This window comes from Streptomyces sp. NPDC001750 (genome assembly GCF_042892615.1).
GTDB lineage: Bacteria > Actinomycetota > Actinomycetes > Streptomycetales > Streptomycetaceae > Streptomyces.
Genome location: NZ_JBIAUE010000014.1, coordinates 131,618 through 143,601, shown reverse-complemented (window position 1 = coordinate 143,601; position 11,984 = coordinate 131,618). Strand labels below are relative to the sequence as shown.

The 11,984-nt window shown below is 72.0% G+C and carries 10 protein-coding genes; 7 read left to right on the top strand and 3 right to left on the bottom strand.

The window, feature by feature from the left end; translation table 11 throughout:
- Positions 1 to 84 precede the first annotated feature (84 nt).
- From ACFYY6_RS22160 to ACFYY6_RS22135, 6 genes are all read left to right on the top strand, one after another.
- A complete protein-coding gene (locus ACFYY6_RS22160; protein ID WP_351518288.1) occupies positions 85 to 1,191 on the top strand; it encodes an aminotransferase class V-fold PLP-dependent enzyme in 1,107 nt (368 codons plus the stop codon).
- A gap of 405 nt (positions 1,192 to 1,596) precedes the next feature.
- Positions 1,597 to 2,061 carry a diaminobutyrate acetyltransferase gene (gene ectA, locus ACFYY6_RS22155; RefSeq protein ID WP_389194788.1) on the top strand — a complete coding sequence of 155 codons (465 nt, stop codon included), beginning with the start codon at positions 1,597 to 1,599 and terminating at the stop codon, positions 2,059 to 2,061.
- A gap of 55 nt (positions 2,062 to 2,116) precedes the next feature.
- Complete coding sequence (gene ectB, locus ACFYY6_RS22150; RefSeq protein ID WP_351518291.1) at positions 2,117 to 3,385, top strand: diaminobutyrate--2-oxoglutarate transaminase; 1,269 nt, start codon at positions 2,117 to 2,119, stop codon at positions 3,383 to 3,385.
- A gap of 169 nt (positions 3,386 to 3,554) precedes the next feature.
- A complete protein-coding gene (locus ACFYY6_RS22145) occupies positions 3,555 to 3,953 on the top strand; it encodes an ectoine synthase (protein ID WP_351518293.1) in 399 nt (132 codons plus the stop codon).
- Positions 3,954 to 3,957: 4 nt separating this feature from the next.
- Positions 3,958 to 4,875 carry an ectoine hydroxylase gene (gene thpD / locus ACFYY6_RS22140; protein ID WP_351518294.1) on the top strand — a complete coding sequence of 306 codons (918 nt, stop codon included), beginning with the start codon at positions 3,958 to 3,960 and terminating at the stop codon, positions 4,873 to 4,875.
- A gap of 97 nt (positions 4,876 to 4,972) precedes the next feature.
- Entirely contained in the window at positions 4,973 to 5,998 is a 1,026-nt protein-coding gene (locus ACFYY6_RS22135) for a VOC family protein (protein WP_389194730.1), read from the top strand.
- A 69-nt stretch (positions 5,999 to 6,067) separates the two neighbouring features.
- Here ACFYY6_RS22135 and ACFYY6_RS22130 read toward each other — a convergent pair whose 3' ends face one another.
- Both ACFYY6_RS22130 and ACFYY6_RS22125 read right to left on the bottom strand, forming a co-directional pair.
- Positions 6,068 to 8,896, bottom strand: a complete 2,829-nt coding sequence (locus ACFYY6_RS22130; protein ID WP_389194727.1) for a SpoIIE family protein phosphatase — start codon at positions 8,894 to 8,896, stop codon at positions 6,068 to 6,070.
- Positions 8,897 to 8,990: 94 nt separating this feature from the next.
- The gene (locus ACFYY6_RS22125; RefSeq protein WP_389194724.1) at positions 8,991 to 10,067 is read right to left on the bottom strand and encodes an alkene reductase; all 1,077 of its coding nucleotides are present in this window, start codon (positions 10,065 to 10,067) and stop codon (positions 8,991 to 8,993) included.
- Between the two features lie 190 nt (positions 10,068 to 10,257).
- On the opposite strand from ACFYY6_RS22125, the gene ACFYY6_RS22120 reads away from it, so the two are divergent.
- Positions 10,258 to 10,752: a MarR family winged helix-turn-helix transcriptional regulator gene (locus ACFYY6_RS22120; protein WP_351518298.1), complete on the top strand. Its 495-nt coding sequence runs from the start codon at positions 10,258 to 10,260 to the stop codon at positions 10,750 to 10,752.
- A gap of 40 nt (positions 10,753 to 10,792) precedes the next feature.
- Here ACFYY6_RS22120 and ACFYY6_RS22115 read toward each other — a convergent pair whose 3' ends face one another.
- Entirely contained in the window at positions 10,793 to 11,854 is a 1,062-nt protein-coding gene (locus ACFYY6_RS22115; RefSeq protein ID WP_389194720.1) for an aminotransferase class V-fold PLP-dependent enzyme, read from the bottom strand.
- Positions 11,855 to 11,984: the final 130 nt, after the last annotated feature.

The window sequence follows — 11,984 nt, the reverse complement described above, 5'->3', positions numbered from 1 at the left end:
CGGGCCCCTCGGTACGCTTCGACGGTAGCCCCGTCCGTTCACGGCACCGCCGCGCACGGCCCCCGATCCGAAGAGAGCACCACCGTGACGCACCCGTTCCTCGACCTCGCCCCGCTCACCGCCGCGCGCTTCGCGGCCATCGAGCAGCGGGTGGCCGGCCTCCTGACCACCGAGCAGGACGTCGTCATCATGCAGGGCGAGGCGCTGCTCCCGCTCGAAGGCTGCATCCGGGGCGGTGCCCGGCCCGGTTCGACCGCGCTGAACGTCGTCACCGGTCCGTACGGGCAGACCTTCGGGAACTGGCTGCGGGACTGCGGCGCCGAGGTCGTCGACCTGGTGGTCCCGTTCCACACCGCGGTCACCGCCGACCAGGTCGCGCGGGCGCTGGACGAGCACCCGGAGATCGACTTCGTCTCCCTGGTCCACGCCGAGGCGGCGACGGGCAACACCAACCCGGTCGCGGAGATCGGCGAGGTCGTCCGCGCGCACGGGGCGCTGTTCATGCTGGACGCCGTCGCCTCGGTGGGCGCCGAGCCGCTGCTGCCCGACGCGTGGGGCGTCGACCTCTGCGTGATCGGCGCCCAGAAGGCGATGGGCGGCCCGGCCGGGGTCTCGGCGGTGTCGGTGAGCGGGCGCGCCTGGGAGCGGATCGCGGCCAACCCGAGGGCCCCGCGCCGCTCGTACCTCTCGCTCCTGGACTGGAAGGAGCGCTGGATCGACGGTGGCCGCAAGGCGCTGCTGCACGCCCCCGCCCAGCTGGAGATGCTGGCCCTGGAGGCGTGCGTCGACCGCATCGACAGCGAGGGGCTGGACGCGCTGATGGCCCGGCATGCCTCGGCCGCCGCGGCGACGCGCGCGGGCGCGCTGGCGCTCGGCGGCGGGCTGACGCCGTACGTCCACGAGGCGAGGGACGCGGCGCCGGTCGCGACGACCCTGCGCGCGCCCGAGGGGGCGGACGCGGCGGAGCTGGTCGCCCGCGCGCTGGCGGCCGATCCTTCGCTGCCGCTGATCGCGGGCGGGGGTGCGTTGTCCAAGGAGATGATCCGGGTCAATCACTACGGTGTGGACGCGACGCGGGGCGCGGTGCAGTCCTCGCTCGCGGCCCTGGGGGCGGCGCTGGCCGACACGGGCCGGCAGGTCGACTTCGAAACTGCCCGCAAGGCCGTTTCGGAAACCTGGCCGAGCGCATAAATACGCGCCGTTCACGCGATATTCCATAAATGCGGGGAGCTGCTTTATCCAGGGCAGCTCCCCGCATTCTTCTGCCCGCTTTCCCCAGCCCTAAACACCCGACTTCCCAGGGACTTCTCCCAGCACCGATCCACACAATTCCGTTGCGTGATCCGAGAGTTACGACCTTGTGACCGACTCCACAGTGCGACCGTTATGCCGGATAAAATGGCCTCAAAACGGTGGAAAGCGCAGCCCGGTCGCGCCAGTGCGCGCGCCCGCGTGATAACACAGGCGATCTTCCTGCCCAACCCCTCACGTCGATGCAATTTGAGAATTTGCTGGGTAAATTCAATTTGCATGACCGCCGCACCAGCAGATTTTGCACGTGCCCGAAGCGAATTCCTCACCATCGACACCCCACGAGTGGAGGACGGGGCCGCGATCTGGCGCATCGCCCGCGACTCCGAGGTCCTGGACCTCAACTCCTCGTACAGCTACCTGCTGTGGTGCCGTGACTTCGCCGCCACCTCCGTGGTGGCCCGCGACGGTTCCGGCGAGCCCGTCGCCTTCGTGACGGGCTACCTCCGGCCGGACCGCCCCGGGACGCTCGTCGTCTGGCAGGTGGCCGTCGACCGCGCCCACCGCGGATCCGGGCTCGCGGGAAGGCTGCTGGACGCGCTGACTTCGCGGGTCGCCGACGCGCGGAGCCTGTCCCGCGTCGAGACGACCATCACCCCGGACAACACCGCGTCGGACCGGCTGTTCACCTCGTACGCGCGACGCCACGCGGTCGCCCTGGAACGCGAGGTGCTCTTCGACGGCGAGCTGTTCCCCGAGGGAACGCATCTGCCCGAAGTCCTTTACCGCATCGGCCCGTTCCCCTCCTGAGCGATCCGGAACGCATGACGCCACCCGTCACCCCCCTCAAGCAGGAGAACCCCCTGTGACCATCACCCCGCCCGCGCTGAGCGTCTTCGAGACCCTGGAGTCGGAGGTACGGAGCTACTGCCGCGGCTGGCCCGCGGTGTTCGACCGTGCGCAGGGCTCCCGTCTGACCGACGAGGACGGCCACGACTACCTCGACTTCTTCGCCGGCGCGGGATCCCTCAACTACGGCCACAACAACCCCGTGCTGAAACGCGCGTTGATCGACTACGTCGAGCGCGACGGGATCACCCACGGCCTCGACATGGCCACCACCGCGAAACGCGCCTTCCTGGAGTCCTTCCAGCACCATGTGCTGCGCCCGCGCGACCTCCCGTACAAGGTGATGTTCCCCGGCCCCACCGGCACCAACGCGGTCGAGGCGGCGCTGAAGCTGGCCCGCAAGGTGAAGGGGCGCGAGTCGATCGTCTCGTTCACCAACGCGTTCCACGGCATGTCGCTGGGCTCCCTGGCCGTCACCGGCAACGCGTTCAAGCGGGCCGGGGCCGGCATCCCGCTGGTGCACGGGACCCCGATGCCGTTCGACAACTACCTCGACGGCCGGGTGCCCGACTTCCTCTGGTTCGAACGGCTCCTGGAGGACCAGGGGTCGGGTCTCAACCAGCCCGCCGCCGTGATCGTCGAGACGGTGCAGGGCGAGGGCGGCATCAACGTGGCGCGCGCCGAGTGGCTGCGGGCGCTCGCCGACCTGTGCCGGCGCCGCGACATGCTGCTGATCGTCGACGACATCCAGATGGGGTGCGGGCGCACGGGGGCCTTCTTCTCGTTCGAGGAGGCCGGCATCGTCCCCGACATCGTCACCCTGTCGAAGTCCATCAGCGGCTACGGACTGCCCATGTCGCTCTGCCTGTTCAGGCCGGAGCTGGACATCTGGGGGCCGGGCGAGCACAACGGCACGTTCCGCGGCAACAACCCGGCGTTCGTCACGGCCGCCGCCGCGCTGGACGCCTACTGGGCGGACGGCCAGACGGAGAAGCAGACCCTGGCCCGGGGCGAGCAGGTCGAACAGGCGCTCCTCGCGATCTGCGACGAACACGCCGGGCTCGGGGCGCGGTACCGGGGCCGCGGTCTGGTCTGGGGGGTGGAGTTCACCGACCCCTCGCGCGCCGCCGCGGTCTGCGCCCGCGCGTTCGAACTGGGCCTCCTGGTCGAGACCTCCGGTCCGCAGAGCGAGGTCGTGAAGCTGCTGCCGCCGCTGACCGTCACCCCCGAGGAACTGGACGAGGGGCTGCGCACACTGGCCCGCGCGATCCGCGAGACGGCCTGACCCCGGGCCGCTCCGGTACGGGACGCGTCGGATCCCGCCCCGTACCGGACCGGCCCGCACCGTCCCTCAGCTCCCCGGCCCGGCCGCGAGGACGAGTCCCGCACCGGGCGGCACCGCGCAGAGAACCGAGCACAGAGAACAGAGAACAGAGAAAGGCGACCCATCCACCGTGATCGTCCGATCCTTCAGCGACATCGAGAACACCGACCGGCACGTGAAGGCCGCTTCCGGCACCTGGGAGAGCAAGCGCATCGTGCTGGCGCAGGAGAAGGTCGGCTTCTCCCTCCACGAGACCATCATGTACGCGGGCACCGAGACGACCATGTGGTACGCGAACCACATCGAGGCGGTCCTGTGCGTCGAGGGCGAGGCCGAACTCACCGACGAGGAGACCGGCGAGAAGCACTGGATCACCCCCGGCACGATGTACCTGCTGGACGGCCACGAGCGCCACACCATGCGGCCGAAGACCGACTTCCGCTGCGTCTGCGTCTTCAACCCGCCGGTCACCGGACGGGAGGAACACGACGAGAACGGCGTCTACCCCCTCCTGACCGAGGAGGGCTGAACCCATGACCACCGACGCACACACGACCGTACGCACCGGCGCGCGCCCCGACCTCTACCCCACACGCGGCACGGCCGAGATGGTCACCCCCCGGCAGGACCCGGTCGTCTGGTCCGCGCCCGGCACCCCGGGGCCGATCGCCGTGAAGGACCTCCAGGACTTCGACCGCGACGGCTTCCTCACCGTGGACCGGCTGATCGCCCCGGACGAGGTCGCCGCCTGCCGCGCCGAGCTGGACCGGCTGATCGCCGACCCCGTGGTGCGCGCCGACGAGCGCTCGGTGATCGAGCCGAAGTCGCAGAAGGTCCGGTCGGTCTTCGAGGTCCACCGGATCAGCGAGGTCTTCGCCCGGCTGGTCGCCGACGAGCGGGTGGTGGGCCGGGCCCGTCAGATCCTCGGCTCGGACGTGTACGTCCACCAGTCCCGGATCAACGTGAAGCCGGGGTTCGGCGCCTCGGGGTTCTACTGGCACTCGGACTTCGAGACCTGGCACGCCGAGGACGGTCTGCCGCGCATGCGGACGGTGTCCGTGTCGATCGCGCTGACCGAGAACCACGACACCAACGGCGGGCTGATGATCATGCCCGGTTCGCACAGGTCGTTCCTCGGCTGCGCCGGCGCGACCCCGCAGGACAACTACAAGCAGTCCCTGCGCATGCAGGACGCCGGCACCCCGTCCGACGAGGCGCTGACCGGGCTGGCCGACCGGCACGGCATCAAGCTCTTCACGGGACCGGCGGGCTCGGCGACCTGGTTCGACTGCAACTGCATGCACGGCTCGGGCGACAACATCACCCCGTATCCGCGCAGCAACGTGTTCATCGTCTTCAACAGCGTGGAGAACGCCGCCGAGGAGCCGTTCGCGGCACCGGCGCGGCGTCCCGAGTTCATCGGGGCACGGGACTTCACGCCGGTGGGGTGACGCCCCCGGCGGGCCGGACAGGGGCGGGGGCGCGAACGCCCCCGCCCCGCACGCAATTCGATGGACCGGGACGGTTGTCGGCGTCGACAGTGGGGCCATGACCTCACTCGTGCGCCACCTCACGATCGACTGCGCCGACGCCTACGGACTGGCCCGTTTCTGGTCCGAGGTGCTCGGCGCCCCGCTCTCCGACAACGACGCCCCCGGTGATCCCGAGGCCGTCGTCGAGACCCCGGGCGCCGCGCTGCTGTTCATCCGGGTGCCCGAGCCGAAGCGCACCAAGAACCGTCTGCATCTGGACCTCCAGCCGCAGGACCGCACCCGCGACCAGGAGGTGGAGCGGCTGCTCGCCCTGGGCGCCCGCCTCGTCGCCGACCACCGCGAACCGGACGGGCGGGGCTGGGTGACGCTCGCCGACCCGGAGGGCAATGAGCTGTGCGTCGAGCGGAGCGCGGCGCAGCGCGCGGCGCCGACCGGGGTCCGGCCGCCGGTCACCGCGGACGACGTGACCACAGCGGTCCGTCTCGCCGTCGACGCGTTCCGCGACGCCCCGATCGACAACTGGCGTTCCCCCGCAGGGTCGTTGGAGTGGGACTGCTGGGAGACGGCGGAGCACCTGAGCGACGATCTCTTCGCCTACGCCGTCCAGTTGGGCCCGCGCAGGCCGCGCCTGGACGCATACGTTCCGTACCGCTGGACCGCGGACCGCGAAGGTGGCCCGGCGAACGCGGTCCTCGCCGACCGGTCGGCCGGGCCGGCGGGGCTGCTGGACACCCTGGAGGCGAGCGGCGCGCTGCTCGCGGCGATGGTACGGACGGCCTCGCCCGAGGTCAGGGCGTACCACCCCTCCGGGTTGTCCGACCCGGAGGGCTTCGCGGCCATGGGCGTCGTGGAGACGCTGGTGCACGCGCACGACCTCGCAGCCGGCCTGGGGGTGCCCTGGGCTCCGCCCGCCGGTCTCTGCGACCGGGTGCTGGCCCGGCTGTTCCCGGACGCGCCGAAGGACTCCGACCGATGGGCGGTGCTGCTCTGGGCCACCGGGCGCGCCGGGCTGCCGGGCCGCCCCCGGCTCGACTCCTGGCGGTGGTACGGCGCGCCTCCGGCGGAATCCGGGCGGGATTAGCGGGGTAGCGGGGGTACCGGCCGGGGGTACCGGGCCGCGGCGGGAATGACGCGCCCCTCGGGGCGGCGGTCAGAGTCCCGCGGCGAAGACGTCCAGCCACGCCGTGCCGTCCGCGCCCCCACCGGCCCGGGGCAGCGACAGCTCCGCCCAGATGACCTTTCCCTGCGGGGTGTAACGGGTGCCCCAGCGTTCGGCCACTCTGGCGACGAGGAACAGACCACGGCCTCCTTCGTCCATCAGAGCGGCGTCCCGCAGATGGGGCGAGGTGCTGCTGGCGTCGGCCACCTCGCAGGTCAGGGTGCGGTCGTACAGCAGTCGTACGGTGACCGGCGCGGAGCCGTAGCGGATGGCGTTGGTGATCAACTCGCTGAGGACCAGCTCCATCGGGAACGCGAGCGCGGGCAGGCCCCAGTCGTCGAGCCTCCGGGCCGCGGCGGCGCGCATCCCCGCCACCGCGGCGGGGTCGAACGGTACGTCCCAGTCGGCGACGCGGTCGGGCGGGATCGCCCGCGTCCGGGCGATGAGCAGCGCCACGTCGTCCTTCGGCCGACTGGGCAGGAGCGCGTCGAGCACCGCCTGGCAGCTGTCCTCCGGCGACCGGTCGGGGTGGCCCGCCAGGGCCTGGCGCAGCAGCTCGATCCCCACGTCGATGTCCCGGGTCCGGTCCTCGATGAGCCCGTCGGTGTAGAGGACGAACTGCGTGCCCTCCGCAACCGTCAGTTCCGCGGTCTCGAACGGCATGCCGCCCAGGCCCAGGGGCGGGCCGGCCGGCAGGTCGGGGAAGGACACGTCGCCGTCGGGCCGGACCAGCGCGGGCGGGGGATGTCCGGCCCGCGCCACGGCGCAGTGGCGGGAGACGGGGTCATAGATCACGTAGAGGCAGGTGGCTCCCATGACGCCCGCGCCGACGGCGGTCTCCGCCTCCTCCTGGTCGATGCGCGCGACCAGGTCGTCGAGGTGGCCGAGGATCTCGTCGGGCGGCAGGTCGAGGGTGGAGAAGTTGTGCACGGCCGTGCGCAGCCGTCCCATCGTGGCGGCCGCGTGCAGACCGTGGCCGACGACGTCCCCGACGACCAGCGCCACCCGGCTGCCCGGGAGCGGGATCACGTCGAACCAGTCGCCGCTCACCCCGGAGATCGCGGGCAGGTAGCGGTGGGCGACCTCGAGCGCGCTCTGTTCGGGCAGGGCCCGCGGGAGCAGGCTGCGCTGCAGCGTCACGGCCATGACGTGCTCACGGGTGTAGCGGCGGGCGTTGTCGATGCTGACGGCCGCCCGGGCGACCAGTTCCTCGGCCAGGGACAGATCGTCCTCGTCGAACGGCTCGGGCTTCCCGGAGCGCCAGAAGTTGGCCATGCCCAGGATGACGCCCCGTGCCTGGAGGGGCACCGTGATCAGGGAGTGGATGCCGTAATCGACGATCCTCCGGGTCAGCTCCGGGTCCTGGGCGAGCCAGCCGGGCGCGGCGGACAGGTCGGGCACCAGCTCCGGCCGGCCGGTGGCGAAGGCCCGTGCCTGCGGGGTGGAGGGGAGGAAGCTGGTCAGACGGCCGGGGCGGTAGAGGGGGTGGTCATCCCGGATGCCGTGGACGGCGGTGCGGCGCATGTCCGCGTCCGTACCGGTCGGCTCGTCCCCCCGCAGGACCGGGTCGGCCAGGTCGACGGTGGCGAAGTCGGCCAGCCGGGGGACCACGACCTCGGCCAGCTCCTCGGCCGTGCTCACCACGTCGAGGCTGGTTCCGATGCCGAGGCCGGCGTCGTACAGCAGCCGCAGCCGCTCGCGGGCGCTCTCCGCCCTGCCGGACAGCGCCCGCAGTTCCGTGGAGTCACGCAGGGTCGCGACCGTCCCCTTGGGTCCGCCGTGACGGTCCGTGGTCCGCTGGTTCACCGCGAGCAGCCTGTCCCCCACGAGGTGCACCTCGTCCGTGGCCGTGCGCCCCGAGGCCAGCAGTGCTGCCATGCCGGGGTCGAGACCGGGCACCTCCGAGATGTGCCGCCCCTCGGCGTCGAGCGGCAGGTCCAGCAGCCGTCTGGCCTCGTCGTTGGCCAGCAGCAGCCGGCCGTCGTTGCCGACGATGAGCACGCCCTCGCGCACGGAGTGCAGCACCGCGTCGTGGTGCTCGTACATTCGGGTCATCTCGGCCGGGCCGAGCCGGTGGGTCTGTCGCCGCAGCCGCCTGGCCACCAGCGCCGTCCCGGCCGTGGCCACGGTGAGCGCGCCCGCGCCCGCGCCGAGGATGATCGGGACCTGCCGTGTCACCGCTCCGGCCACGTTCTCGGCCTTCATGCCGGCGGCCACCAGGCCCACGACCTTGTGCGCGGAATCGCGGACGGGGACGATCGCCTGCACCTCGCGGCCGAGCGGCCCGTTGACGCTCTCGGTGTACACGTGGCCGGCCAGCGGCGGTCCGATGTCGCCGACGACCCGCTTCCCGATCAGTTCCGGCCGGGGATGCGTGTAGCGGATGCCCTGCGTGTCCGTCACGACGATGAAGTCGACGTCCGCCGCCTTGCGCCCCGCCTCGGCGAGCGGCTGGAGCACCCTGGAGGGGTTGGGGTCGCGCAGCGCGGCCGGGAGGCCGGGTGCGTGCGCGAACGTCTGTGCGACGGCGATGGAGCGGCGTCTCGCCTCGGTCTCGCTGTCGTACCGGGACTCCACGACGAGCGCCAGCATCGCGGCGGCCACCAGGAGCACGACCAGGGCCACCTGAAGGGCGAAGACCTGGCCCGCGAGGCTCCGGGGGTACTTGCCCACGAGTGACCGAAGCTGTGCGCTCCGGAATCGGCCGCGACGACTGACCACATTGCCCTTTTTAACACCGTGGGGTCGAAGGCGCGTGCGGCGGAGCCGGTCGGCGCCCGCCCGGAGCGCGCGACGGGGCCGGGCCGGTCCGGCGGCCATGGGGCCGGACCGGCTCCGGGACGGTACGGGTGACGCGGCGGTCCGCCGTCGTGGCGGGGCCGTTCACGCAACCGGGCTCCCCCCCTCGCGGCCGTCAGGACCCGACGGTGTCCAGCGCCGGGTAGTCGACGTATCCCTTGGCGTCCCCGCCGAAGAAGGTGGACGGGTCGGGGATGTTGAACGGGCCATTGGCCCTCAGCCGGGCGGGCAGGTCCGGGTTGGCGATGAACAGCGCGCCGTAGGAGATGACGTCGGCGGTCCCGTCGTCGACCAGTGTGTGGTCGTCCGGCCCGGTCGGTCCGTCCGTGTGCGCGTTCAGGACGAGGACGCCGGAGAACTGCTTGCGCAGCGCGCGTGTCAGCTCACGCATCTCCACCGCCTCCAGGACGTGCAGATAGGCGAGGCCGAGCGGGTCGATGGCGCGTACGAGCGCGGTGTAGACGGCTTCCGGCGCGGGCTCGTCGATGTCGTTGTACGGGTTTCCGGGCGAGATGCGCAGCGCGGTCCGCTCCGCGCCGATCTCGGCGGAGACGGCCTTGACCACCTCGACGGCGAACCGGATGCGGGCCTCCTCGGAGCCTCCCCACTCGTCCGTGCGCAGATTGCTGTTCGGCGCGAGGAACTGGTGGATGAGATAGCCGTTGGCGCCGTGCAGCTCGACCCCGTCGAAGCCGGCGTCGACCGCGTTGCGGGCGGCCGAGGCGAAGTCGGTGATGGTCTGCCGGACCTCGTCGCCGGTCAGTTCGTGCGGCGTGGTGAAGTCCTTCATCCCTGCGCCGGTGAAGAGCTGTCCCGCGGGCCTGACCGCGGAGGCGCTGACCGGCGTGAGCCCGTCCGGCAGCACGACCGGGTGGCCGATCCGGCCCGCGTGCATGAGCTGGGCGAAGATCCGGCCGCCCACGGCGTGCACCGCGTCGGTGACCTTGCGCCAGGAGGCGACCTGCTCGGCGCTGTGCAGCCCCGGGGTGCCGGGGTAGCCCTGGCCCACCACCGACGGCTGGATGCCCTCCGAGACGATGAGGCCCGCCGAGGCGCGTTGGGCGTAGTACTCGGCGACGAGATCCGTGGCGGTACCGCCCTCACCGGCCCGGCTGCGGGTCATCGGGGCCATGGCGATCCGGTTGGCGAGCCGGATGCCGGGCAGGTCGATCGGGTCGAACGCGGTGGTCATGAAAGCTCCCGGAAGAATATATGGTCGGCCAACTATTTGCCGATCGCGCCACTGTAGCCCATTATTTGGCCGACCAAGCAATAATTCGGTGAAGGTAGTGTTTCGTCGGAGGAAGCGCCCGGTTCCCGCTCCCCGCCCGCCCCCGCACCACTGGGGCACGGCGGCGGCGACACCACCCCGAGGAGTCCCGATGAAGGCCGAACCCGCCTGTACCCAACCGCCGAGCGCCACCGTCGGCGGCCCGGTCAGCCATGCCGTCTCACGGGTCGCCCGGCTGCACCGGATCGCCGCGGGCAAACTGCTCAGGGGGCTCGGGCTCTACCCCGGCCAGGAGTTCTTGATGATGTTTCTGTGGGACGTGGGCCCGGTACGGCAGTCCGAGCTGATCAAGGTCATGGACCTGGACCCCTCCACGGTCACCAAGATGCTCCAGCGCCTGGAGCAGGCCGGGCACGTCCGCCGCTCCCCCGACCCGGACGACCGCCGGGCCGTCCTGGTCGAGGCCACCGAGGAGAGCTGTGCGCTGCACGCGGCCGTGGGGCGGGCCTGGACGGATCTGGAGGGCCTCACCCTCGCCGGGCTGGAACCGGCCGAACGCGCGGAGCTGGCCCGGCTGCTCGGCAAGGTCGAGGAGAACCTCTGCCAGGAGGCCACGGGGGCCGCGGACTGCCCCGGGCGCCGCTGACGCCTGCCGAACGCACGCCCCGGGTCGCCCCCTCGCGGACTCAGCGGGCGAGCACGTCCAGGGCCCGGTCCGCGTCGGCCTCCGTGTTGTACAGGTGGAAGGCCGCGCGCAGACTCCCCGCCCGGTCCGAGACCACCACCCCGGCCCGCGCCAGCTCGGCCGCCCGTCCGCCGAGACCGGGCACGGCCACGACGGCCGACTCCCCGGGCACCGCCTCGTGCCCCAGCCCCGCGAGCCCTTCCCGGAAGCGGGCCGCGAGCCCCGTGACGTGCGCATGCACGGCGTCGACACCGACCTCGCCCAAAAGGGCGAGGGAGTGCTCGGCCCCGTGGTACGAGAGGAAGGACAGCGGTTCGTCGTAGCGGCGGGCGCTCCGCGAGAGCCGCCGGACCGGGCCGTACATGCTGTTCCAGGGGTCGTCGGAGGCGGCCCACGCGGCGAAGAGGGCCGGGAGGGTGCGCTGCGCCTCCTCAGTGACGGTGAGGAACGACGTGCCCCGTGGACCGAGCAGGAACTTGTAGCCGCCGACGACGACGTAGTCGTACGCCCCGGCGTCCAGCGGGAGCCAGCCGGCCGACTGGGTGGCGTCGAGCAGGGTCCGGGCGCCATGGGCCGCCGCTGCCTTCCGCACCGCGTCGAGGTCGGCGATCTGGCCGTCGGCGGACTGCACGGAGGAGAAGGCCACGAGCGCGGTCCCGGGCCGCACCGCGTCGGCCAGCGCCTCCAGCGGAACGTACCGCACCCTCAGGTCGCCACGGACCGCGAACGGGCTGACGATGGAGGTGAACTCCCCTTCGGGCGCGAGGACTTCGGCTCCCGCCGGGAGCGAGGCCGCGATCAGCCCGACGTGCACGGAGACGGAACCGCCGGTGGCCACCCGGTCGGCGTCGACCCCGACGAGGCGGGCGAATCCGGCCCGGGCCGCCTCCACCGCCTCGAAGTCGCCGGAACCGCCCCTGCGTCCCGTGGCGAGTTCGTCGGCGAGCTTCTTCACGGCCTCCACCGCACGACGGGGCAGCAGGCCGCAGCTGGCGGTGTTGAGGTACGTGGTCTCCGGTGCGAACTGGTCTTCCACCACACGGCTGAGCGAATCAGTCTCCATGCGTCCAGCCTGAAGCCGACTTGAACGCCCGTCAATCACTGACGATCAGCGAAGATCACCGACGATCAAAGGAAATCCAGAGCGACACCCCCCGTCCACGCCCGCAGCCCACCGCACGGCCCGGCCCGCG

Excerpts from the sequence above, each read along its gene's own strand:
- thpD (WP_351518294.1), top strand. The coding sequence starts at position 3,958 with ATGACCACCGACGCACACACGACCGTACGCACCGGCGCGCGCCCCGAC.
- ACFYY6_RS22135 (WP_389194730.1), top strand. The coding sequence starts at position 4,973 with ATGACCTCACTCGTGCGCCACCTCACGATCGACTGCGCCGACGCCTAC.
- ACFYY6_RS22130 (WP_389194727.1), bottom strand. The coding sequence starts at position 8,896 with ATGGCCGCCGGACCGGCCCGGCCCCGTCGCGCGCTCCGGGCGGGCGCC.
- ACFYY6_RS22125 (WP_389194724.1), bottom strand. The coding sequence starts at position 10,067 with ATGACCACCGCGTTCGACCCGATCGACCTGCCCGGCATCCGGCTCGCC.
- ACFYY6_RS22120 (WP_351518298.1), top strand. The coding sequence starts at position 10,258 with ATGAAGGCCGAACCCGCCTGTACCCAACCGCCGAGCGCCACCGTCGGC.
- ACFYY6_RS22115 (WP_389194720.1), bottom strand. The coding sequence starts at position 11,854 with ATGGAGACTGATTCGCTCAGCCGTGTGGTGGAAGACCAGTTCGCACCG.